The organism is Streptomyces sp. NPDC037013 (genome assembly GCF_055607265.1).
The window spans coordinates 567,724-588,151 of record NZ_JBVJRV010000007.1; the positions used below are offsets into that span (position 1 = coordinate 567,724).

The 20,428-nt window shown below is 71.8% G+C and carries 24 protein-coding genes; 9 read left to right on the forward strand and 15 right to left on the reverse strand.

Translation table 11 applies throughout. The features are described from left to right. Positions 1-48: 48 nt before the first annotated feature. Positions 49-960 (reverse strand): winged helix-turn-helix domain-containing protein, encoded by a 912-nt coding sequence (locus tag ACZ7DY_RS27985; RefSeq protein ID WP_471139942.1) that lies wholly within the window; start codon positions 958-960, stop codon positions 49-51. A 125-nt stretch (positions 961-1,085) separates the two neighbouring features. Here ACZ7DY_RS27985 and ACZ7DY_RS27990 point away from each other — a divergent pair, with 125 nt between their 5' ends. Then, positions 1,086-1,274 (forward strand): hypothetical protein, encoded by a 189-nt coding sequence (locus ACZ7DY_RS27990; protein ID WP_471139705.1) that lies wholly within the window; start codon positions 1,086-1,088, stop codon positions 1,272-1,274. Positions 1,275-1,299: 25 nt separating this feature from the next. Here the strand turns inward: ACZ7DY_RS27990 and ACZ7DY_RS27995 are convergent, their stop codons facing one another. Next, a complete protein-coding gene (locus ACZ7DY_RS27995) occupies positions 1,300-2,211 on the reverse strand; it encodes a FadR/GntR family transcriptional regulator (protein ID WP_471139708.1) in 912 nt (303 codons plus the stop codon). 229 nt (positions 2,212-2,440) lie between these two features. Between ACZ7DY_RS27995 and ACZ7DY_RS28000 the strand changes: the two genes are divergently transcribed. After that, positions 2,441-2,626, forward strand: a complete 186-nt coding sequence (locus ACZ7DY_RS28000; protein WP_471139711.1) for a hypothetical protein — start codon at positions 2,441-2,443, stop codon at positions 2,624-2,626. A gap of 155 nt (positions 2,627-2,781) precedes the next feature. On the opposite strand, the gene ACZ7DY_RS28005 is transcribed toward ACZ7DY_RS28000, so the two are convergent. Both ACZ7DY_RS28005 and ACZ7DY_RS28010 read right to left on the reverse strand, forming a co-directional pair. Beyond that, entirely contained in the window at positions 2,782-4,053 is a 1,272-nt protein-coding gene (locus ACZ7DY_RS28005) for a GNAT family N-acetyltransferase (RefSeq protein WP_471139713.1), read from the reverse strand. 92 nt (positions 4,054-4,145) lie between these two features. Further along, positions 4,146-4,901, reverse strand: a complete 756-nt coding sequence (locus tag ACZ7DY_RS28010; protein ID WP_471139716.1) for an RsiG family protein — start codon at positions 4,899-4,901, stop codon at positions 4,146-4,148. 161 nt (positions 4,902-5,062) lie between these two features. On the opposite strand from ACZ7DY_RS28010, the gene dtd reads away from it, so the two are divergent. Then, positions 5,063-5,488 carry a D-aminoacyl-tRNA deacylase gene (dtd, locus tag ACZ7DY_RS28015; protein ID WP_471139719.1) on the forward strand — a complete coding sequence of 142 codons (426 nt, stop codon included), beginning with the start codon at positions 5,063-5,065 and terminating at the stop codon, positions 5,486-5,488. Between the two features lie 21 nt (positions 5,489-5,509). Here dtd and ygfZ read toward each other — a convergent pair whose 3' ends face one another. From ygfZ to ACZ7DY_RS28065, 10 genes are all read right to left on the reverse strand, one after another. Beyond that, positions 5,510-6,475 carry a CAF17-like 4Fe-4S cluster assembly/insertion protein YgfZ gene (gene ygfZ / locus ACZ7DY_RS28020; protein ID WP_471139722.1) on the reverse strand — a complete coding sequence of 322 codons (966 nt, stop codon included), beginning with the start codon at positions 6,473-6,475 and terminating at the stop codon, positions 5,510-5,512. Positions 6,476-6,509: 34 nt separating this feature from the next. Then, positions 6,510-6,959 (reverse strand): Fur family transcriptional regulator, encoded by a 450-nt coding sequence (locus tag ACZ7DY_RS28025; RefSeq protein WP_471139725.1) that lies wholly within the window; start codon positions 6,957-6,959, stop codon positions 6,510-6,512. Positions 6,960-6,990: 31 nt separating this feature from the next. After that, positions 6,991-7,563, reverse strand: coding sequence for a heme-binding beta-barrel domain-containing protein (locus tag ACZ7DY_RS28030; protein ID WP_471139727.1), 573 nt, complete (start codon positions 7,561-7,563; stop codon positions 6,991-6,993). Between the two features lie 261 nt (positions 7,564-7,824). Then, a complete protein-coding gene (locus ACZ7DY_RS28035) occupies positions 7,825-8,085 on the reverse strand; it encodes a DUF3099 domain-containing protein (protein ID WP_471139730.1) in 261 nt (86 codons plus the stop codon). Between the two features lie 307 nt (positions 8,086-8,392). After that, on the reverse strand, positions 8,393-8,680 hold the full coding sequence (locus ACZ7DY_RS28040; protein ID WP_471139733.1) for a DUF1416 domain-containing protein: 288 nt from the start codon (positions 8,678-8,680) through the stop codon (positions 8,393-8,395). A 43-nt stretch (positions 8,681-8,723) separates the two neighbouring features. Beyond that, entirely contained in the window at positions 8,724-9,569 is an 846-nt protein-coding gene (locus ACZ7DY_RS28045; protein ID WP_471139736.1) for a sulfurtransferase, read from the reverse strand. 452 nt (positions 9,570-10,021) lie between these two features. Continuing rightward, the gene (locus tag ACZ7DY_RS28050) at positions 10,022-10,774 is read right to left on the reverse strand and encodes an LmeA family phospholipid-binding protein (protein ID WP_471139738.1); all 753 of its coding nucleotides are present in this window, start codon (positions 10,772-10,774) and stop codon (positions 10,022-10,024) included. A 136-nt stretch (positions 10,775-10,910) separates the two neighbouring features. Next, positions 10,911-12,218: a hypothetical protein gene (locus ACZ7DY_RS28055; protein WP_471139741.1), complete on the reverse strand. Its 1,308-nt coding sequence runs from the start codon at positions 12,216-12,218 to the stop codon at positions 10,911-10,913. Between the two features lie 5 nt (positions 12,219-12,223). Continuing rightward, positions 12,224-12,478, reverse strand: coding sequence for a MoaD/ThiS family protein (locus ACZ7DY_RS28060; protein ID WP_471139744.1), 255 nt, complete (start codon positions 12,476-12,478; stop codon positions 12,224-12,226). 12 nt (positions 12,479-12,490) lie between these two features. Beyond that, the gene (locus ACZ7DY_RS28065; protein ID WP_471139746.1) at positions 12,491-13,336 is read right to left on the reverse strand and encodes an alpha/beta hydrolase family protein; all 846 of its coding nucleotides are present in this window, start codon (positions 13,334-13,336) and stop codon (positions 12,491-12,493) included. A gap of 211 nt (positions 13,337-13,547) precedes the next feature. Between ACZ7DY_RS28065 and ACZ7DY_RS28070 the strand changes: the two genes are divergently transcribed. The 6 genes from ACZ7DY_RS28070 (at position 13,548) to ACZ7DY_RS28095 (ending at position 19,014) form a co-directional block, all read left to right on the forward strand. Next, on the forward strand, positions 13,548-14,336 hold the full coding sequence (locus ACZ7DY_RS28070; protein ID WP_471139749.1) for a response regulator transcription factor: 789 nt from the start codon (positions 13,548-13,550) through the stop codon (positions 14,334-14,336). 23 nt (positions 14,337-14,359) lie between these two features. Beyond that, entirely contained in the window at positions 14,360-15,382 is a 1,023-nt protein-coding gene (locus ACZ7DY_RS28075; RefSeq protein ID WP_471139752.1) for a LacI family DNA-binding transcriptional regulator, read from the forward strand. 115 nt (positions 15,383-15,497) lie between these two features. Beyond that, positions 15,498-16,547, forward strand: coding sequence for a S1C family serine protease (locus ACZ7DY_RS28080; RefSeq protein ID WP_471139754.1), 1,050 nt, complete (start codon positions 15,498-15,500; stop codon positions 16,545-16,547). 29 nt (positions 16,548-16,576) lie between these two features. Next, complete coding sequence (locus ACZ7DY_RS28085) at positions 16,577-16,804, forward strand: hypothetical protein (protein ID WP_471139757.1); 228 nt, start codon at positions 16,577-16,579, stop codon at positions 16,802-16,804. 42 nt (positions 16,805-16,846) lie between these two features. Continuing rightward, positions 16,847-17,581 (forward strand): response regulator transcription factor, encoded by a 735-nt coding sequence (locus ACZ7DY_RS28090; protein WP_471139760.1) that lies wholly within the window; start codon positions 16,847-16,849, stop codon positions 17,579-17,581. Further along, complete coding sequence (locus ACZ7DY_RS28095) at positions 17,578-19,014, forward strand: HAMP domain-containing sensor histidine kinase (RefSeq protein ID WP_471139763.1); 1,437 nt, start codon at positions 17,578-17,580, stop codon at positions 19,012-19,014. The genes ACZ7DY_RS28090 and ACZ7DY_RS28095 overlap by 4 nt, the downstream gene beginning before the upstream one ends. A gap of 40 nt (positions 19,015-19,054) precedes the next feature. Here the strand turns inward: ACZ7DY_RS28095 and ACZ7DY_RS28100 are convergent, their stop codons facing one another. Continuing rightward, complete coding sequence (locus tag ACZ7DY_RS28100; protein WP_471139765.1) at positions 19,055-20,383, reverse strand: LmeA family phospholipid-binding protein; 1,329 nt, start codon at positions 20,381-20,383, stop codon at positions 19,055-19,057. Positions 20,384-20,428 lie beyond the last annotated feature (45 nt).

Sequence of the window (20,428 nt, forward strand, 5' to 3'; positions counted from 1 at the left end):
CGCTTGGTCGGTGCGTGTCGCGTCAGTCTGCGTCGGGTCAGGAGTCATTTAAGAGAGTGTCAGGTCCGTGGTGATGGTTTCCCAGAGGGCGTCGAACCAGTTCTGCGACTCCTCGACGAAGAGGGTGTCGCGGGCGGCGGCCGCGCTCCGCTCGAAGGAGAAGACGGGCGCCTTGATGCCGCCGGCGTCCCAGATGTCCATCATCTCGGGGTTGCTGCCGTTCTCCCCGACCTCCACCGAGTTGGCGGTGAGGGTGTAGTAGGCCAGCAGCGCCTCCTGCCCGTTCAGCAGGTAGAGCTTGACCGGGGTGGTGAACGGCAGCGCGCGGAACCTGACGTCGACGTCGATCCCGTGCGAGGAGCGCAGCGCGCGCAGGTTGTGCCGCAGGACCTGGCCCTGCGCGTTGCGCTGGGAGAGCCAGCGCTGATGGAGCCGCTCCCTGGTCGTCTCCCCGTCCCCCTCCCGCGGCACCGGAAACGCCAGTTTGATGTCGCTGCTGGGCAGGAGGATGCGGACCTTGATGGACTCCGGGCGGAGCCGGCCCTCGTGGATCAGGCGGACCGGCTCGCCGAGCGCGATCATCAGGGTCTCCGCGGTGTACGAGACCACGTCGATCGTGACGTGGGGGTGGGCGAACGCCTCGGCGAGGCGGGGGGCGAGCGCCACCATGGACGGCTGGGGGCCCTCGCTCACGGCGGCCGGGGGGCCGGCCTCGGCGACCCGTGGCGGGCTGCCCTTGCTGACGTTGGAGAGGAGGCCCTCGCTCTGGAGCTTCTTCATCGCCTGCCGGACGGCTCCGCGTTCGACGCCGAACTCCTCGGCCAGTTCGGCCTGGGTCGGCAGGCGTTCGCCGGCCTTGAGCTCGCCCGCCCGGATGCGGTCGCGGAGGGTGTCGGCGATGTCCTGGGGTGAGAGTTTTCTTCTGCCGTTCACTGCCACGTTCTCCTGGGTCACGACCAGACGATACAACTGACCGCCATCTCCGGGCAGTTGATGGGAAGTTGTTTATCTACTCCGACCAAGTGGGGACAACCACAGCAGAGTTGGTTGCCAACTGACTCAAGATGGCAGAAGGAGGAACCACCATGCCCGCTCTCGCCCTCCTCGCAGCCGTGGTCGCCGTCACCCTCGAACAGCTCGTGCAGTGGAAGTACGGCCCGATGGGCATCGTGGGCCTCCTCCTGCTGACCGTGGGTGTCCGGGCGAAGAACCCCACCTGCAGCTCCATCGGCGCCGTCGTCCTCGCCCTGATGGTGACGGGCCCCGCCGGCTGACCGGACCGGACCGGCGGCGGTCGCCTCAGCCCGCCGCCAGCTCCAGGTCCTGACTGATCGTGTTCCAGAGCGCGTTGAACCACAGGTGGGACTGTTCCACGAACGTCGTGTCCCGCAGCCCGTCCCCCTGATGGAACGGGAAGAGCATCGACTGGGTGCCCTGCGCGTCGTACATCTCCAGCGACTCCTTCCCGATCTCCTCGTCCCGTTTGGTGAGCGTGTAGTAGGCGAAGAGCGCCTCCGCGCCATTGATCAGGTACAGCTTCACCGGCGGCGTGAACGGCAGTGCGCGGAACTGCACCGTCACGTCGATGCCGTGCGAGGAGCGCAGCGCCAGCAGGTTGTGGCGCAGCACCTGGCCCTGCGCGTTGCGCTGGGAGAGCCAGCGCCTGTGCACCTGACTGCCCTCGTCCTGGCCGCCGCCGACCGGCGCCGGGAAGGCGAGGTCGATGTCACGGCTCGGCAGGAGCACCCGGACGTCGACCTTGGCCGGTTTCCGCTCTCCGGCGTGGATCTGCCGCAGTGGTTCGCCGATGGCCATGGTGAGGGAGATGGAGGTCAGACAGAGGGCGTCTATCTCCACGTGCGGGGCCTCGAAGGCGGCGGTGATGCGTGGGGCGAGGCCGACCATCGTGGGCTGCGGGCGCACCCCGTCCGGGCCTGCGGGCGCGCGCTCCGACGCCCGGGCGACCGTGGCGGGGCTGCCCTTGGACACATTGGACAGCAGATGCTCCCGCTGCAGGATGCGCAGGGCCTCACGCACCGCCCCGCGCTCCACACCGAACTCGACGGCCAGCTCGGCCTGGGTCGGCATGCGCTGCCCCGGCCGCAGTGACCCGGACCTGATCCGGTCGCGCAGCGCGTCGGCCACCTCGTGGTGGGAGCGTTGCGTCCGTTTGCGCCCGTTGACCGCGGCGTGTTCGGTGCTCACAACCAAACAGTACAACTTCGCGCCATCTTACGGGAGTTGCAGGAAAGGTGGTTATGAGTCGACTCCCAGCGGAGATAAGTCAGTTGAAGTTGGTAGCCAACTTCGGCGACATGGTCAGACCCTCCCTGGGTTGGCCACCAGCCGTCGGCAGCCGCACCGAACCACCGCTCAGTGGCAGCCAGTTGGTCATCGGCTCAACGGGGTCCGCCGCCCCGATCCCGAAGGAGGGAACGTCATGCCGCTCATCGCCATCGCCGTCGCCGCCCTCGCCATCGGTTTCGAGCAGCTCATCCAGTGGAAGTACGGACCGCTCGGCATCGTCGCCTTCGTCCTGCTGACCATCGGCATCAAGGCCCAGAACGTCAAGCTCAGCGGCGTCGGGGCCGGGCTCCTCGTCCTGCTCCTCGCCCAGTCGGGCTGAACCGCCGCACCCACGTCCCACGGTCCCGGCTGACCGGGCTCCCATCCGGAGGGGAGCCGGGAGTCCGGTCAGTCGTTGCAAACCGGGCCCCGGCCCCCGCTACGGGGGGCCGGGGCCCGCCGCCGTCAGAAGCTGTCAGAGGCTCTCAGAAGCTGTCAGAAGAGGTCCGGGCACCACGGCCGTCTGGCCGTGCGGAACAGCACGTCGGCGGCGGCACCCGCACCCGCCCGCTCCTCCGTCACCTGCCCCAGGGCCACGAGCCGCACGACGGACGCGTCCCCGAGCCAGAGCTGGCTCAACTCCCCGATGCCCAGCGTGAGGTCGGGGCTCTGGGTGGTCGGGGCGCAGACGGCCGCGTGGTCCGTCCCGCTCCCCGGCGCCACCTCCAGGCGGTAGCGCCCGCCGGAGAGGCCGCCCGCGTCGACGACCTCCAGGACGAGCGAGCCCGAAGCCTCGTACGTACGCGCCTGAAGGGCCCCCACGACGTCCAGGATCCGCAGCCAGAGCCAGTCCGCGTGCCGGACGATCCTGGCCGCGCGCGGATCGGGCAGCAGGTGCGGCAGCAGGTCGTCGGGGGCGAGCAGGCCCGTGTCGACCGCGACGACCTTGTCGATGGCGCAGACGAAGTGCCACAGGGCGCGTTCGGCGGCGGGCGTGACGGCGGTCATGCCGAGCACCGTCAGCCTGTTCTCCGGCAGCCTGGAGCCGCCCCACTCGTCGTTCGTCGTACGGTACGAGACGAGCCCGTCGACGCGTCCCGACGGATCGCGGTAGAGGGCGTGGAACGGCTCCTGCCACGGGTTTTCGGGCGTGGCCTGCATGCCGGTGTTGCGCAGCCACCAGTCCTCGTCGCGGTTGAGCGCGCCGTGCCGGGCGGCCCGGAACCGCTCGTGCAGCTCAGGGCCGTACTTGCGCACGTCGTCGCCGTCCACGAGGTCGATGCGGGCACCCGCATCCGCGGGACCCGACCAGCGCGGGTCGAGTCCGGAGCGGGGCACATCGATGGTCCACTCGGTGGCCCAGGTCGCGGGGCCGAAGCCGAACCGGCCGTAGATCGGGTACTCCGCGGAGTTGAGGGTGGCCACGACGTCGCCGCGCTCCCTGGCCTCGGCGAGGTCGGCCTCCATCATCCGGCTGAGGATGCCCCGGCGCCGGTGCGTGGGCGCCACGGTCACCCCCGTCACGGCGTTGGCCACGACGAGGGCGCCGCCCACCGCGGTCACCTCCTGCCGGAAGGAGCGGAAGGTGCCCACGCAGCGGTCGCCGTCGAAGGCGCCCCGCGTGCGGGTGGGAGCCACGCGGGAGCGGATGAGGTCGACCGTCTCGTCCGATATGGAGGCCAGGGGCTTCAGGAACCCGGCGTGCACGGCCCGCGCCCAGACCGGGAACTCGGCGTCGGCAACCGCTCTCACGTCAACATCAGTCATGCGCCCACGCTAGGCAGCACACCCCCGGCGGCGCACTCCGATTCTTTCCCGCCCGGGGCCCGCGCGGGCCGCGCCCACCAAGCTCGTCACGCTCACGAGAGCAGGTCGTCGACCTGTGCCTCGCCCACGCGGTACCGGCGCGCGATCTCCGCGCTGCAGTCGTCCGTCGTCCGCTGCAGGGACTGCCGCCGGCGCGACACCTGCTGTTCATAGCGGACGAGACGGCCCATGGCCGTGTGCAGTTCGTCGTCCGTGCGGGCCGCCAGGTCGGAGAGCTCGACCTCGGCGAGCATCTCCGTGGCCAGCAGGCGGTACTCCTCGCCGTGCGGGGTGCCCAGCGTGACGTGCCGGGCGGAGGAGCGGTGGCGGGCGGGCGCGTCCGTGAGGATCTCCGGAAGCCTGCTCACGACCGTCCCCGCGGGGCCGCCTGTAGTGCCGGAACCGCCCGTACTATCGCGACCGCCCACGCCCCCCGACCTGCCCTCGGAACCGCGGACACCCCCGGACGCCTCAGGCCCCCCAGCCCCCCCGGCACCCCCCGGCCCCGAGACCCCCGCGCGCTCGGGGCCGGCCGCCGGGCGCGATCGCTCGCCCCGGCGCGCGATCTCCGCCCGCAGGATGTCGATACGGCCCTGCAGCAGCCGCCGCACATAGCTGAGATCGGCCTCGTCCTGCTGGGCCGCCCTGCGCAGCACCCGCAGCTCCGGCAGGCGCAGCGCTGTCAGGTCGTGGTCCGGCGCGTCCGGCAGCGCCCTGCCGCTGCCCGTGCGCTGCGTGGGCGGCCTCGGGACCTGCGTACGCCGCAGCGAGACGCGGCCGGGCGACTGCCCCGTACTTGGTGTGCTCATCTGCCTCTACCCGTCCCCTCGACCGGCCGACGCGGTGCACCGCGTGTGTGCATGGTGCCACCCCGAGTGGCCGCTATGTGAGCGAGTGCCCGGAATGGGCCCCGGATGGGGGGATCGGGGCGCGTTCCCGGGCGCCCCACGCGCCACGGCATGATGGCCGTATGCGAGCAGTGGTACAGCGGGTCGACGGCGCGAGCGTCGTCGTCGACGGCGAGACGGTCGGCGAGATCGACGGCGAGGGGCTGTGCGTCCTGGTGGGCGTCACCCACGACGACACCAAGGAGAAGGCGGCCCAACTGGCCCGCAAGCTCTGGACGTTGCGCATGCTCTCGGACGAGAGGTCGTGCAGCGACATCGACGCGCCGCTCCTGGTCATCAGCCAGTTCACGCTCTACGGCGACGCCCGCAAGGGCCGCCGCCCCACGTGGAACGCGGCGGCCCCCGGCGACGTCGCCGGGCCCCTGGTCGACGAGGTCGTCTCGCGGCTGCGCGCGCTGGGGGCGACGGTGGCGACGGGCCGGTTCGGGGCGCAGATGCGGGTGGGCCTGACGAACGACGGCCCGTTCACGGTGCTCCTGGAGATGTGACCGCCCCGCCCCGGGACGGGGCTACGGCTCGACCACGACCTCCTGCGCGGCGGCCGTGTCGCCGGCGACGAGTTCCGCGTCCAGCGGCACGTTGCGCTTGACGAGGCCGAGGGCGATCGGCCCGAGCTCGTGGTGGCGCACGGCCGTCGTGACGAAGCCCAGCTTGCGCCCCTCGGCGCCCTCGCTCGCGAGGTGCAGCGGCGTACCGGCCGCGGGCAGGTGCACCTCGCTGCCGTCCAGGTGCAGGAAGACCAGGCGGCGCGGCGGCTTCCCCAGGTTGTGGACTCGGGCGACCGTCTCCTGGCCGCGGTAGCAGCCCTTCTGCAGGTGGACGGCGGTGCCGATCCAGCCCAGCTCGTGCGGGATGGTGCGGTGGTCGGTCTCGAAGCCCAGGCGCGGCCGGTGGGCCTCCACGCGCAGCGCCTCGTAGGCGAGGAGTCCGGCGGCGGGGCCGTTCTCGGCGGCGTACGACGCGAGGTCCATCCGCGGCAGGAACAGATCGCGGCCGTGGGCGGTCTCGCGTACGACGACACCGTCCGGGACGGCGGCGATCGAACCGGCCGGCAGGTGGACGACGGCGAACTCGTCCGTGCGGTCGGCGACCTCCACGCGGTAGAAGAACTTCATGCTCTCCAGGTACGCGATGAGCGCGTCCTGCGTGCCGGGCTCCACGTGCGCCCAGACGGTCTCGCCGTCGTCGACCAGGTACAGGGCGTGCTCGATGTGGCCGTTGGCGGAGAGGATCAGCGCCTCCGTGGCCTGGCCGGTCGGCAGCTCGCTGACGTGCTGGGTGAGCAGCAGGTGCAGCCAGCTCAGCCGGTCGGAGCCGGTGACGGTGATGACACCGCGGTGCGAGAGGTCGACGAAACCGGTGCCGTCGGCGAGGGCGCGCTGCTCTCGGAACAGTTCGCCGTAGTGGGCGGCGACGCCTTCGTCCACGCCCTCGGCGGGGACGGCGCCGGGCAGGGACAACAGGGGGCTCTTCATGTTCACAAAGAGTACGACCTGGCCGCGTCGGCGCTTATTCCTGGCCCGCCCGCTCCCCCGCGAGGTTCCGGCACTTCTCGCACTGCCCGAAGATCGCGAAGTGCTTCAGGTCGGTGTCGAAGCCGAACGTGTCGCGCAGCTTGGCGGTGAACTCCGCCGCGATCTGGGTGTCGGCCTCGATGACGTCCGTGCAGTCCCGGCAGACGAGGTGGAGGTGGTGGTGGCGGTCGGCCAGGTGGTAGGTGGGCGCGCCGTGGCCGAGGTGGGCGTGGCTGACCAGGCCCAGCTCCTCCAGGAGCTCCAGGGTCCGGTAGACCGTGGAGATGTTCACCCCCGACGCCGTCTTCCGCACCTGGCAGAGGATGTCGTCGGGGGTCGCGTGCTCCAGGACGTCGACCGCCTCCAGGACAAGCTGGCGCTGCGGCGTCAGCCGGTAGCCGCGCTGACGCAGGTCGCTCTTCCAGTCGGAGTCGGTGCTCGCCACGCCGCCAAGTCTAGGGCCTTCCGTCCGGGGTCTACTTGAAGAAAGCGATGCCGTCGTCGGGCAGATCACCGAGGTTGCGCGCCATGGCGGCGACCTCCTCGGGGGTGACGACCTTCTTCAGCTGCGCCGACATGTAGGGGCGCAGCGGCACCTCGGGGGTCTGCTTCTCGCCGACCCACATCAGGTCGCCCTTCACATAGCCGTAGAGGCGCTTGCCGCCGGTGTAGGGGCCGGAGGCGGCGGTGCGCGCGACGGCGTCCGTGGCCAGGTCGATCTGCGGCTTCTTGTCGGCCAGCTCGCCGTACCAGACCTCGACGACACCGTCGTCGCGGACCATCACGACCTCGACCTTGCGGTCCTTGTCGATCCGCCAGAAGCCGGACTCGGTCTCCAGCGGCTTGACCTTGTTGCCCTCGGAGTCGAGCACCCAGGTGTACGAGCGGTACTCGATGAAGTCCCGCCCGTCGTGCGTGAAGGAGACCTCCTGGCCGAAATTCGCCTTCTCGGCGCCGGGGAAGTCGGTGACGCCCGCGCCGGCCCAGTTGCCGAGGAGGAAGGCGAGGGGGACGAGGTCGGGGTTCAGGTCGGACGGAATCTCGATCATGGGAAGCTCAGGCGATCTGTGGAGGTGAGGGTGGGCGGCGGGTCGCGGTCAGCGCTGGCCCTGGTACAGCTTCTTCACGGTCAGGCCGACGAAGGCGAGAACGCCGACGCAGACGAGAACCAGCAGGGCGGAGAAGGTGGCCTCAAGCACGGGTGCTCCTCGATGAGCGGATGGGGCGGGTATCAGAGCCGGTCCCACTGTAGTCGGGCGGCGCCGGTCCCTCTCTGTGAGGTCGGCCGCTCGGGCACGGGTGCCGGCCGCCTACGGGCGGCGGCGCCTGCCGTCCAGCTCGTCCCACCACTCGTCGGACTTCGGGTCACCGCTGGGGTCGTCCCACCACCGGTCCTCGGGCCCGCGCCGGTTGGCGACCATGGCGGCGACGGGCGGTATCACCATCGCCACGACACACATCCCGACGGCGACGGGCACCGACCAGAGCCGCACGACTCCCCACGCCAGCACGAACAGCCCGATACAGCTGCCCATCATGGCGAAGTACACGTGGCGTCGGCGGGTGTACATGGTTCCAGCGTACGGCGGAATCACGCGCCGGAGACCGACGGAGACCGCCACCCCCACACCCACCCGACGGACGGAGTCCGGCGCAGCGCCACGAAGCCTGCGAGGCCCGCCAGGGCCGAACGGCGCGAGCGGCGCATCAAAAGGCGGCCACGTGGCGTCGGCGTGTGTACATGGTTCCAGCGTAGGCCTGAACGGACCGAAGGGCGGCGCCCGGGCCGGGGCGGAACGGACCGAAGGGCCGCACCCCGTTCCAGTGGCGTCCAACCCCCTGGGGTGCGGCCCTTCAGCCGTATGCGGTGCGGGGCGCTCAGACGGCGATCGCGACCTCCGCGAGACCGCCCGTCCGGGCGACGACCGTGCGGTCCGCCGTCCCGCCGGGGATCAGCGCGCGGACGGTCCACGTGCCCTCGGCGGCGTAGAAGCGGAACTGTCCGGTCGCCGAGGTGGGGACCTCCGCGGTGAACTCGCCGGTCGAGTCGAGCAGGCGCACGTATCCGCTGACGGGCTCGCCGTCGCGGGTCACCTGGCCCTGGATCGTGGTCTCACCGGGCTTGATCGTCGAAGCGTCGGGGCCGCCGGCCTTTGCTCCACACATGGGTACTCCTGAGGGGCCTGAGGGGAAGGGAGAAGAGGGAGGTCTACTTGTTGGCGCCGAGCTCGATCGGCACGCCGACGAGCGAGCCGTACTCGGTCCAGGAGCCGTCGTAGTTCTTGACGTTGGTCTGGCCGAGCAGCTCGTGCAGGACGAACCAGGTCAGGGCCGAACGCTCACCGATGCGGCAGTAGGCGATCGTGTCCTTGGCGAGGTCTACCTGCTCGTCCTCGTAGAGGGCCTTGAGCTCCTCGTCGGACTTGAAGGTGCCGTCGTCGTTGGCGTTCTTCGACCACGGGATGTTGCGCGCGGACGGGACGTGACCCGGACGCTGCGACTGCTCCTGCGGGAGGTGGGCCGGGGCGAGCAGCTTGCCGCTGAACTCGTCGGGCGAGCGCACGTCGACCAGGTTCTTCGCGCCGATGGCGGCCACGACGTCGTCGCGGAAGGCGCGGATCGAGGTGTCCTGGGGCTTGGCCTTGTAGTCGGTGGCCGGGCGGTTCGGGACCTCGGAGCCGTCGACCAGGTCGCGGGAGTCCAGCTCCCACTTCTTGCGGCCGCCGTCGAGGAGCCGCACGTCCTGGTGGCCGTAGAGCTTGAAGTACCAGAAGGCGTACGACGCGAACCAGTTGTTGTTGCCGCCGTAGAGGACGACGGTGGAGTCGTTCGCGATGCCCTTGGCCGAGAGGAGCTTCTCGAAGCCCTCCTGGTCGACGAAGTCACGCCGGACCGGGTCCTGGAGGTCCTTGGTCCAGTCGATGCGGATCGCGTTCTTGATGTGGTTCTTGTCGTACGCGGAGGTGTCCTCGTCGACCTCGACGATGACGACCTTGGGGTCCTCGATGTGGGCCTCGACCCAGTCGGCGTCTACCAGGACGTCGCTGCGGCTCATGCTTTTCTCCTCCGGGGCAGTTGCGGCGGTGCGGTGCGGCTGTGCTGCGGTGCACGAGGGGGCGGCCGGTACGGGCCGTGGTGCGGGGAGGCACGGGTGGCTCGGCGTACGGCGCGGGTTGGCCTGTCGGATGGGCGTCGAACAGGACCGGGGGAAACGAGGGGCGGGCCCTCGCTAGAAGGTGCGACAGAGCATGGCGGCGACGCGGCACAGGTCCACTGCCCGCCGCTTCGTGAGATCCGCCTGTCGTTGCATGCGTCGATCGTAGGGACGGAAGGGCGGCCGTGTCACCGGTGCTCCGCATACTGAGACGGGATCATCCACGATGTGGGATTCGTTGAACCCCGGGGCCGCCCCGGCGGGGCCCCGGGCCCGGTGTCGCCCCCGTCACATCCGCCCGCCGGACGCCGACGTCTCGTACTGCGGGACGACGCACCCTCAAGGCGCCGCCGTCAGCCCGCGAGCCGCACGTTCGAGCCGGTCACGGTCATGTCCACACCGTCCGGGGCCGCCTCGACCTTCTGCAGCTTGACCCCGGCCGGCAGGTCGTCGATCTTCTGGTCGAAGTCGGTGACGTCGCGGACCATGCCCTCGGGGAGCGGGATGGAGACGCCGAGGACCTCCAGGTTCTTCGGGATCTCGTCGGCGTGGACCCGGATGTCGTCGCCCTCGACGCGGACCGAGCTGAGCACGTGGACGGGCTTGGGCAGCTTCGCGCCGCCCTTGCTGACCTCGACCTCGACCTTGATCTTGCCGTTGCCGCCGTCGGAGAGGCCGACGACCTTGCCGGTGGCGCCGAGCGGCAGCTCGACCGGCTCGGACTTGCTGGCCTTCAGGAGCTCGTCATACGAGACGCGGGCCGTGCCCGTGGCCGTCGCGGCCGTCGCGGAGCTGTAGTCGCCGGAGAACTCCACGCCCTTCATGTGGGCCGTGAGGTCGGCGATGCGGATGGAGTCGGAGCCGGACTTCGCGTCGTAGTCCTTGATGCCGACCTCCACGTCGTCGAGCTCGCCGCCCATGACCTGGGTGAGGAAGGGGAAGCCCTTGATGGAGACGTCGGGGGACTCGCTCAGCCCTTCGCTGGTCCGCATCTTCTCCGCGGCCTCGCTCTCGGCGAAGTTCACGGCGAGCCGGTCGGCCGCCACGAAGAGCCCTCCGAGGACGATGACGACGATCAGCAGTATTCGTACGGCGCGCTTGCTCATGTCCGGTCTTCCCCCACCTTGTCCCCCGTGTCGACTGTCGTTGGGCGAGCCTAAAGGACAGGTCCCCGGCCGAAGAGCCCGGCGGGGGACCTGTCGATCAGCTGTGACGATCCGTCGGCAGCCGGGGATCGGGGGGTCAGCCGATGGCGCGGCCGAGGACGTAGACGGCCGGGGCGGCGGCCGCGAGCGGCAGCGCGACGCCCGCCGTCATGTGCACGAAGCGGGACGGGTAGTCGTAGCTCGCGACGCGGTGTCCGATCAGCGCGCAGACCCCGGCGCCGAGACCGAGCAGCGCGCCCTTGCCGCCGTACTCCGTCATGCCGCCGACGGCGACCCCGGCACCGGCGGCCGCGAGCAGCGCGACGACCACGGAGGCCGGCGTGGGCAGCGGCAGCGCGCGGGCGAGGATCGCGGCGGCGACCGCGATGCCGCCCACGGTGACGGCGTCGGAGGCGGCCGCGAGGTGCCCGGCGGCGACGATCGCGAGCGCGGACGACGCCACGGTCGCCATCAGCCCGTACATCCGCTCGTCGGCACCGGCGCGACTGCGCAGCTGCAGCACCAGCACGAACAGCACCCAGACGCCGAGGGTGCCGAGGATGGCGCCCGGCGCGTTCTCCTTGCCGACGGCCAGCAGCGCGCCGTCCGCGACGGCCCCGCCGAGGAAGGCGAGCGCGATGCCCTGGCGGGCCGGCCACATGCCGTTGAGCCGGAACCACCCGGCGGCGGTCACAGCCTGGAGCAGCACCAGCGGTACGAGCAGCGCGTACTGCCCGACGGCGGCGCCCGCGGCGAGCAGCAGCCCGAGCAGGGCGGTCAGCGCGGCGGGCTGCATCCCCGGCTCTATGATCGGCGACCGCCCTTCGGCGCGGGCCCGCTGGGCGTCGGTGACGCGGGGGTTGCCGGTGGTGGTGGCGGGGCCGTAGGAGGGGCTGCCGGACGGGCCGTCGGACGGGCCGTCGGGGGCCGCCTCCGCTGCCCGCGGGGGCTGCGGGACATGCGAGGCCTGAGGCGCCTGCGGGGACGCGGGCTGCCCGTACGCCTGCGGGGGCAGGTACGCGGTCTCCGTCACGTCCACCGCGGCGGCCGGGGGCTGCACCTGCGTCTCCCAGGTCTGCCCCTCCCACTGCTGGGTGTACTGCTCCTGGGCGTACTGCTGCGGCGGCTCGGCGTAGTACGGCTGCTGCGGATACGGCTGCTGCTGCCCGGGATGCTGCTGCCCCTGGTACTGCTGGGGCTCCCCGTACTGCTGCTGCTCGGGGTAGGCCTGCTGCTGCGGGTACTGCTGCTGTTCCGGGTACGGCTGCGCTCCCGGATACGGCTGCTGTTCCGGATACGGCTGTTGCTGCTGTTCCGGATAGGGCTGCTGCCCGGGCTGCTGCCCGGGGTGCTGCCGGGCGTACGGCTCGTACCCCTCGTACCCCTCATAGGGCTGATCGGACATGGTGCTCATCCTCCTGCGAACGGCGGGAGCACCTCGACCGTGCCGCCCTCGGCCAGCCGTACGGTCTCATGCCCGCGGGTCCCGACGGGGTCGCCGTCGACCAGAAAGGAGCAGCGCATGAGGACCCTGACCAGTTCGCCGGGGTGCCGCTCACGGGCGGCGTCCAGCGCTTCGGCGAGCGTCGCCGCCGCGTACGGCTCCTCGGCGGTGCCCGCGGCCGCCTTGGCAGCGGCCCAGTAACGAATGGTGCCGTTCACCATGCGACTCCCCTTTCAGTCGGCGGTTGCCGACGTCCATGATGCCGTGGCCCACACGGCGATCCGTGCGACGAGCTCGTCCGTGGCCGCGTGCTCGGCGTGGCCCATGCCCTCCTCGAGCCACAGCTCGGCCCCGCCCGCGGCCGCGGCGGCGAGCATCCGCGGGTGGTCGACCGGGAAGTACGGGTCGCGGTCGCCGTGGACGATGAGCAGCGGCGTCGGGGCGATGAGGGGGACCGAGTCGACCGGCGAGAGGGGGACGGGGTCCCACTCGTGCGGGTGGATTCGCGTCCGCAGTCCGAAGCGGCCGACCGCCCGCCCGGCGGGCCGGGTGACGACCCAGTGCAGCCGCCGCATCGGGGCCGTCCCCCGGTAGTACCACCGGGCGGGGGCACTCACCGCGACGACCGCGTCGGTCCGCGCTTCCGTGCGCCCCCTGTGCAGTGCGGCGTGCCGCAGCACGACCGAGCCGCCCATCGAGAAGCCGACGGTCACCACGCGCGCGTGCCCGAGGGAACGCGCCCACGCGACGGCAGCCGCCAGGTCGAGCACCTCGCGGTCGCCGACCGTGGAGTGCCCGCCGGAGCCGCCGTGGCCCCGGAAGGAGAAGGTGATCACGGCCGCACGCTGGGCGAATACGCCCGCGATGCGGCGCACATGGGGCCGGGCGAGGCCGCCTGTGAAGCCGTGCGCGAGGACGATCGCGACCTCTCCGGCGGGGTCGGGTCCCGGGTCGTACGCGGCCTCGATGGCCACCCCGTCGCGGGTACGGAGCGTGGCGTGGCGGCGAACGCCGCATTGACCGTGAGTGAGCGGAGGCACAGAAGATCGCGCCTGTTGACCTCCCGGACCGGAACGCATGTGGGCTATTGTGCTGGACAGAGGATCCGGGCAACGCAGCCCCCGGGTCCTTTCGTGCTTTCCGGGGGCTCCGGGCGCGGGCTCCCGAAAACTGTACGAAGCTCAGTACGAAGCAGTGCCGCATACGTCCTCGCAGGGACCGAGGAGGAACCGACGTCATGGGCGAGCGAAACGTGCACGAACACAGGACGACCCGGGCAGGTGGTCGGCGGTGAGCTCGCTGCTGCTCCTGACCAATGCCCTCCAGCCGTCGACGGAGGTGCTCCCCGCTCTCGGCCTGCTCCTGCACAATGTGCGCGTCGCCCCGGCGGAGGGGCCGGCCCTCGTCGACACCCCCGGCGCGGACGTGATCCTCGTCGACGGCCGCCGCGACCTGCCGCAGGTGCGCAGCCTCTGCCAGCTCCTGCGCTCCACGGGACCCGGCTGTCCGCTGGTCCTCGTCGTGACGGAGGGCGGCCTCGCGGCCGTCACCGCGGAGTGGGGCATCGACGACGTGCTCCTGGACACGGCGGGGCCCGCCGAGGTCGAGGCGCGCCTGCGGCTCGCGATGGGCCGCCAGCAGATCACCTCCGACGACTCCCCCATGGAGATCCGCAACGGTGATCTCTCCGTGGACGAGGCGACGTACAGCGCGAAGCTGAAGGGCCGGGTCCTCGATCTGACCTTCAAGGAGTTCGAGCTGCTCAAGTACCTGGCGCAGCACCCGGGCCGGGTCTTCACCCGCGCGCAGCTGCTCCAGGAGGTCTGGGGCTACGACTACTTCGGCGGTACGCGCACGGTCGACGTGCACGTGCGGCGCCTGCGCGCGAAGCTCGGCGTCGAGCACGAGTCGCTGATCGGCACCGTGCGGAACGTCGGCTACCGCTTCGTCGTGCCGGAGAAGCCGGAGAAACCGGAGAAGCCGGAGAAGGGTGAACGGGCGGCCGGGGAGGAGAAGGCCGGGGCGAGCACCGCGCGGTCCGCTCCGAAGGAAGCTGCCGTACGCCCTGCCCAGCGGTAGTTCCATCCGCGTAGACTCCGCGCGTGGCCAAGGTGACTCGGGATGATGTGGCAAGACTTGCGGGTACGTCGACCGCGGTCGTCAGTTACGTCATCAACAACGGACCCAGGCCGGTCGCCCCGGCCACGCGCGAGCGGGTACTCGCAGCGATCAAGGAACTGGGCTACCGGCCCGACCGGGTCGCCCAGGCCATGGCCTCGCGGCGCACGGACCTCATAGGCATGATCGTGCCGGACGCGCGTCAGCCGTTCTTCGCGGAGATGACGCACGCCGTCGAACAGGCGGCGTCCGAGCGCGGGAAGATGGTCCTCGTCGGCAACACCGACTACGTGGAGGAGCGCGAGACGCACTACCTCCGCGCCTTCCTCGGCATGCGGGTCTCCGGCCTCATCCTCGTCAGCCACGGCCTGACCGACCAGGCGGCCGCGGAGATCGACGCGTGGGACGCGCGCGTGGTGCTGCTGCACGAGCGGCCCGAGGCCATCGACGACGTCGCGGTCGTCACGGACGACGTCGGCGGCGCACAGCTCGCCACCCGCCACCTCCTGGAGCACGGCCACGAGTACGTCGCCTGCGTGGGCGGCACGGCCGACACCCCGACCGTCGGTGACCCGGTCTCCGACCACGTCGAGGGGTGGCGGCGCGCGATGCGGGAGGCCGGCCGCTCCATCGAGGGCCGCCTCTTCGAGGCCCCGTACAACCGCTACGACGCCTACCAGGTCGGCCTGGAGCTGCTGGCCCGCCCGGACCGGCCCACCGCGATCTTCTGCTCCACGGACGACCAGGCGATCGGCGTGCTGCGGGCGGCGCGGGAGCTGCGCATCGACGTGCCGGGCGAGCTGGCCGTCGCGGGCTTCGACGACGTCAAGGAGGCGGGGCTCACCGACCCGCCGCTGACGACGGTGGCCTCGGACCGGCCCGCGATGGCGCGTGCCGCGGTCGATCTGGTCCTGGACGACGGCCTGCGGGTCGCGGGTTCGCGCCGCGAGCGCCTGAAGCTGTTCCCGTCCCGGCTGGTCGTGCGGCACTCCTGCGGCTGCGCGTAACCCCCCGCTTCACCGGACGCGCCCCGGCGGCCTTTATATCGGGCATACGCACTTCTGCCGGGCTTCTCAGGACGTACTCAGGCAGCTCTCATCTGCGCCCGGCAATCTCATGGGCATGACCGAGACCTTCCGCCCCAGCGGCGAGTACCCCCAGCAGCAGTCGGCAGCGCCTGTGCACCACGGCGGTACGCAGGGCGCGCACGCGCACGGTGCTCCCGGGCACGGCGCGTATCCGCCCCCGCCCGCGCACGCGCCGGAGCCCCCGCAGGCGCCCGGGGCGCGGCGGCGCCGGGTCAGGGGTCCCGCGGCGCTGCTCACGGCCGTCGCCCTCGCGGCGGCCGCGGTGGGCGGCGGCACCGCCTACGCCGTCCAGACGCTCACCGACCGGGACACCGGCTCCTCCGCCACCAGCACGAACGTCGTGCCGACGAGCAAGAAGGGCACCGTCTCCGGGGTCGCCGAGGCGGTCAGCCCGAGCATCGTCGAGATCAGCGCCGCCACCGACCAGGGGAAGTCGACGGGCTCCGGCGTGATCACCAGGAGCGACGGCGAGATCGTCACCAACAACCACGTCATCGCGGGCGCCACCTCCATCAAGGTGCGGACGAACGACGGAAAGACCTACCGGGCCGAGGTGGTCGGCACCGACAGCAAGAAGGACCTCGCGCTCATCCGGCTGAAGGGCGCCTCCGGGCTCAAGCCCGCGACCTTCGGCAACTCCGACAACGTCAAGGTGGGTGACGAGGTCGTCGCCATCGGCTCCCCCGAGGGCCTGACCGGCACCGTCACCAGCGGCATCGTCTCCGCCCTCGACCGGGACGTCACGGTCTCCACCGGCGAGGGCCAGCAGCGGCCGCAGAGCCCCGAGGGCGGCTGGCCCTTCGAGTTCGGCGGCCAGGAGTTCAACGGCGACACCGGCTCGTCGAAGACCACGTACAAGGCGCTGCAGACCGACGCCTCCCTCAACCCCGGCAACTCCGGCGGCGCCCTCATCGACATGAACGGCAACATCATCGGCATCAACTCCGCGATGTACTCGCCCAGTTCGTCCGGGGGCCAGGGCTCCGGCGAGTCCGCGTCGGGCAGCGTCGGCCTCGGCTTCGCCATCCCGATCGACACGGTCAAGGACGACCTCGGCACGCTGCGGTCCGGCGCCAGGACCTGACCGCCCGTTCGACCCACCAGGAGGCCGCCATGTCCGCCACCACCTTCCCCTCCGTCACCGTCAACCGCGTCCGGCACGCCCTCGCCGTCACCATCGGCTGGGGCGGGCCCGGCACCGGCCCCGCCGGGCTCGGACTGCCGCTCGCCGTGGCGCGGGAGCTGCACGGCGCGCGGGCGGCCCGCGCCCCCGAGGTGGCGGCCCCCGCCGACGTACGCCCCACGGCGCGCCGCGCGCCCCGCGCGCGCGTGCGAGGCTGATAGCGGCCCCGTCCACCCCGTACCCGAGGAAGTCCGAAGCCCATGAGCCCCGCCGAAGGCGACCGCGCCGGTGACCGCGAACAGCAGCGCATCCTGATCGTGGACGACGAACCCGCCGTGCGGGAGGCGCTGCGGCGCAGCCTCGCCTTCGAGGGATACGGCACCCAGGTCGCCGTCGACGGCGCCGACGCGCTGGAGAAGGCCGCCGCGTACCGCCCCGACCTGGTGGTCCTCGACATCCAGATGCCCCGCATGGACGGCCTCACCGCCGCGCGCAGGCTCCGCGCCACCGGATCGACCACCCCCATCCTGATGCTGACCGCCCGCGACACCGTCGGCGACCGCGTCACGGGGCTCGACGCGGGCGCCGACGACTACCTCGTCAAACCCTTCGAGCTGGACGAGCTCTTCGCCCGCATCCGGGCGCTGCTGCGCCGCAGTTCGTACGCGCCGGCCGGGCAGGCCGCCGACGGCGACCTGCTCTCCTTCGCCGATCTGCGGATGAACCTGGCGACCCGCGAGGTGACGCGGGGCGCGCGGACCGTCGAGCTGACCCGCACGGAGTTCACGCTCCTGGAGATGTTCCTCGCGCACCCGCGCCAGGTCCTGACCCGCGAACAGATCCTCAAGGCGGTGTGGGGCTTCGACTTCGAGCCGTCGTCCAACTCCCTCGACGTGTACGTCATGTACCTGCGCCGCAAGACGGAGGCGGGCGGCGAGCCGCGCCTCGTCCACACGGTGCGGGGCGTCGGGTACGTGCTCCGGGGCGGCGAGTGAACGGGCTCGTCCGGCGGTTCCGCGGCCTTCCGCTGCGCTCGCGGCTGGCGCTGCTCGTGGCGACGGCGGTCGCGGTGGCGGTCGCCGCGGCTGCGGTGACCTGCTGGTTCGTGGTGCGCAACACGCTGCTGGACTCGCTGGACGACGCGCTGAGCGCCAACCGCCCCAAGCCGGGCGTCGTGATCGAGCGGCTCGACATCGACGCGGCCGCCGGCGACGCCCGCTGTCTGCGCGAGATCCCCGGCCGCGACGAGCCCGACCTGTACCGGCAGACCATCCAGGTCGTCGCCAAGAACGGCACGAACTGCGTCATCCTGGGCCGCCAGTCCATCGACGTGAACGGCGCGGACACCGCCGTGGCCGGCCGCGACCGGCCCGCGACCTACCACAACACCACCGCGGCCGACGGCGAGAAGTACCGCGTCTACACCTACCCGCTGGAGGACTACCCCGGGCTGCCCCTCGCCGTCTCGGTGGCCCGCCCGCTCAGCGAGGTGGACGACACCCTCGACAACCTCGCCCTGATCCTGCTCCTCGTCGCGGGCGTCGGCGTGCTCGGCGCCGGGGGCGCAGGCCTGTGGGTGGCCCGCACCGGGCTGCGACCGGTGGACCGGCTGACCGCCGCCGTCGAACACGTCGCCCGCACCGAGGACCTGGGCCTGCGCATCCCCGTGGAGGGCGACGACGAGATCGCCCGCCTCTCGGAGTCCTTCAACTCCATGACCGCCTCGCTCGCCTCCTCGCGCGACCTCCAGCAGCAGCTGATCGCCGACGCGGGCCACGAGCTGCGCACACCCCTCACCTCCCTGCGCACCAACATCGAACTGCTCGCCCGCAGCGAGGAGACGGGCCGGGCGATCCCGCCCGACGACCGCAAGGCGCTGCTGGCCTCCGTCACCGCGCAGATGACCGAACTGGCCGCGCTCATCGGTGACCTCCAGGAGCTCTCGCGTCCCGACGCGGGCGACGGGGGCGGCGGCAAGGTGCAGGTGGTCGCGTTGCACGAGCTCACCAGGGCGGCCATCGAGCGGGCCAGGCTGCGCGGCCCCGAACTGCGGATCACCGCGGAGCTCGCGCCCTGGTACGTGCGGGCGGAGCCGCCGGCGCTGGAGCGGGCCGTCGTCAACATCCTGGACAACGCCGTGAAGTTCAGCCCGCCGCGCGGCACGGTCGAGGTCACCCTCGACCGGGGCCACCTGAAGGTGCGGGACCACGGCCCCGGCATCGCCGCCGACGAACTCCCGCACGTCTTCGACCGGTTCTGGCGCTCCCCCTCCGCGCGCTCCCTGCCCGGCTCGGGCCTCGGCCTGTCGATCGTGGCGCGCACGGTGCAGCAGTGCGGCGGCGAGGTCACCCTGCGGGAGGCCCCCGGCGGCGGCACGGAGGCCTCGGTCCGCCTGCCGGGGGCGCCCACGCCGCCTCCCGGGCTGTAGCAAAGGAGCCCCCCGGGACGGGGGCGGGAGTGAAGACCGCCTAGCGGCCCAGGCCGATGCCGGCGCCCGCGATGCGGACGCGGATGCCGTCCTTCTCGACCTTCACGTCCTGGAGCGCCATGGTCCCCGTGCCCGGCAGCTTCGGCAGCTGGAAGGCGAGGGTGAGGCGGTCGGCAAGGACGGGGCGGGTGAGGCCGGCGAGGCCCTTGAGGAGGGCGGGGTCCAGGCCGAGCTTCTTGAGGAGCTCGGGGTGGCCCATCGCGACGTCGATGAGGTTCAGGCCCATGACGTCGTTCACGAACCGGGGCGAGCCGGTGAGTTCGTTGAGCTTGGCGTCGCTCTTCAGGGCGCCCCGGACGACGCTCCGCGGCACCCCGAGCCGCTCGACGATGGCCGGGACGGAGAGCAGCGCCTTCGCCTTGCCCGTCTCCTCGGCGACCTTGTCGGCCGAGCTCTTCGACAGGTGCAGGCCTTCCTTCTCGCGCGTGCCGGGGCGGTAGGTCGCCAGGTCGCCGAGTTGCAGGCGCATGCCGCCGATGTCGGTGGAGATGCCGCGCTCGCCGTTGCGCTGGATGCGGGCGTCGGCGCGGACCTTCAGGTCGTGGCCGGCGACGGGCAGTGTGCCGCGGGCGAGCACCTCGTCGTGGCCGCGGCCGGTGAACGTGACCTGGGAGGCGCCGAGTTCGCGGTTGAGGTCGTCGAAGGAGAGCAGTACCTCGCCCTTCATCTCGCCGATGTCGGCCCCCGTGATCGAGGTGGGCCCGTCGCCGTTGATCGTGACGTCCGTGGCGGTCGCGGAGACCTTGGCGAGGGAGACGCGGTCGGCCGCGACGTCGGGGACGGTGACCTTCACCTTGTCGACGCGCTTGTCGAGGACCTGGGTGAGGAAGGGGAAGCCCTCGATGTCGACCTCGGGCGCCGCGCTCAGGTGCATCTGGTCCTTGAGCTTCTCCGCGGCCTCGTGTTCGGCGTAGAGCAGGGCCCAGCGGTCGCCGAGCGCGAGGAACGCGGTGGCGACGAGGACGGCGACCAGCGCCTTCGCGGCGAGCGGCAGGCCCGCGAAGCGGGTGCGGCGGCGGCCGCGGCCGCGGCTGCGACGGCTGCCGCGGCGGTGGTTCGGCGGCGTCCAGGGGGCCTCGGCGGGCTTGTCCTTCTTCTCCTCGTGGAGGAACTCCTCCAGGGGGTTGGGCGCGAGCGCGGCCAGCTCGTCGTACGGGTTGACGTACGTGGCGGCGGGCAGTTCAGCGGTGTCGTGCGGGCCCGCGTGCCGCTGGGGACGGTCGCGGCTGTCGTTCCTTGCGGTCTGGTCGGTGCGGTCGTCGAGGGGGGTTTCCGAAGGTCGCGTGGCCATGCGGTGGGGGGAACGCATCAAGTGATCTCACCATACGTTCACACCCCACCCCAAGCCTTACAT

Excerpts from the sequence above, each read along its gene's own strand:
- ACZ7DY_RS27990 (WP_471139705.1), top strand. The coding sequence starts at position 1,086 with ATGCCCGCTCTCGCCCTCCTCGCAGCCGTGGTCGCCGTCACCCTCGAA.
- ACZ7DY_RS28000 (WP_471139711.1), top strand. The coding sequence starts at position 2,441 with ATGCCGCTCATCGCCATCGCCGTCGCCGCCCTCGCCATCGGTTTCGAG.
- ACZ7DY_RS28005 (WP_471139713.1), bottom strand. The coding sequence starts at position 4,053 with ATGACTGATGTTGACGTGAGAGCGGTTGCCGACGCCGAGTTCCCGGTC.
- ACZ7DY_RS28010 (WP_471139716.1), bottom strand. The coding sequence starts at position 4,901 with ATGAGCACACCAAGTACGGGGCAGTCGCCCGGCCGCGTCTCGCTGCGG.
- dtd (WP_471139719.1), top strand. The coding sequence starts at position 5,063 with ATGCGAGCAGTGGTACAGCGGGTCGACGGCGCGAGCGTCGTCGTCGAC.
- ygfZ (WP_471139722.1), bottom strand. The coding sequence starts at position 6,475 with ATGAAGAGCCCCCTGTTGTCCCTGCCCGGCGCCGTCCCCGCCGAGGGC.
- ACZ7DY_RS28030 (WP_471139727.1), bottom strand. The coding sequence starts at position 7,563 with ATGATCGAGATTCCGTCCGACCTGAACCCCGACCTCGTCCCCCTCGCC.
- ACZ7DY_RS28035 (WP_471139730.1), bottom strand. The coding sequence starts at position 8,085 with ATGTACACCCGCCGACGCCACGTGTACTTCGCCATGATGGGCAGCTGT.
- ACZ7DY_RS28040 (WP_471139733.1), bottom strand. The coding sequence starts at position 8,680 with ATGTGTGGAGCAAAGGCCGGCGGCCCCGACGCTTCGACGATCAAGCCC.
- ACZ7DY_RS28045 (WP_471139736.1), bottom strand. The coding sequence starts at position 9,569 with ATGAGCCGCAGCGACGTCCTGGTAGACGCCGACTGGGTCGAGGCCCAC.
- ACZ7DY_RS28050 (WP_471139738.1), bottom strand. The coding sequence starts at position 10,774 with ATGAGCAAGCGCGCCGTACGAATACTGCTGATCGTCGTCATCGTCCTC.
- ACZ7DY_RS28055 (WP_471139741.1), bottom strand. The coding sequence starts at position 12,218 with ATGTCCGATCAGCCCTATGAGGGGTACGAGGGGTACGAGCCGTACGCC.
- ACZ7DY_RS28060 (WP_471139744.1), bottom strand. The coding sequence starts at position 12,478 with ATGGTGAACGGCACCATTCGTTACTGGGCCGCTGCCAAGGCGGCCGCG.
- ACZ7DY_RS28065 (WP_471139746.1), bottom strand. The coding sequence starts at position 13,336 with ATGCGTTCCGGTCCGGGAGGTCAACAGGCGCGATCTTCTGTGCCTCCG.
- ACZ7DY_RS28080 (WP_471139754.1), top strand. The coding sequence starts at position 15,498 with ATGACCGAGACCTTCCGCCCCAGCGGCGAGTACCCCCAGCAGCAGTCG.
- ACZ7DY_RS28085 (WP_471139757.1), top strand. The coding sequence starts at position 16,577 with ATGTCCGCCACCACCTTCCCCTCCGTCACCGTCAACCGCGTCCGGCAC.
- ACZ7DY_RS28090 (WP_471139760.1), top strand. The coding sequence starts at position 16,847 with ATGAGCCCCGCCGAAGGCGACCGCGCCGGTGACCGCGAACAGCAGCGC.
- ACZ7DY_RS28100 (WP_471139765.1), bottom strand. The coding sequence starts at position 20,383 with ATGCGTTCCCCCCACCGCATGGCCACGCGACCTTCGGAAACCCCCCTC.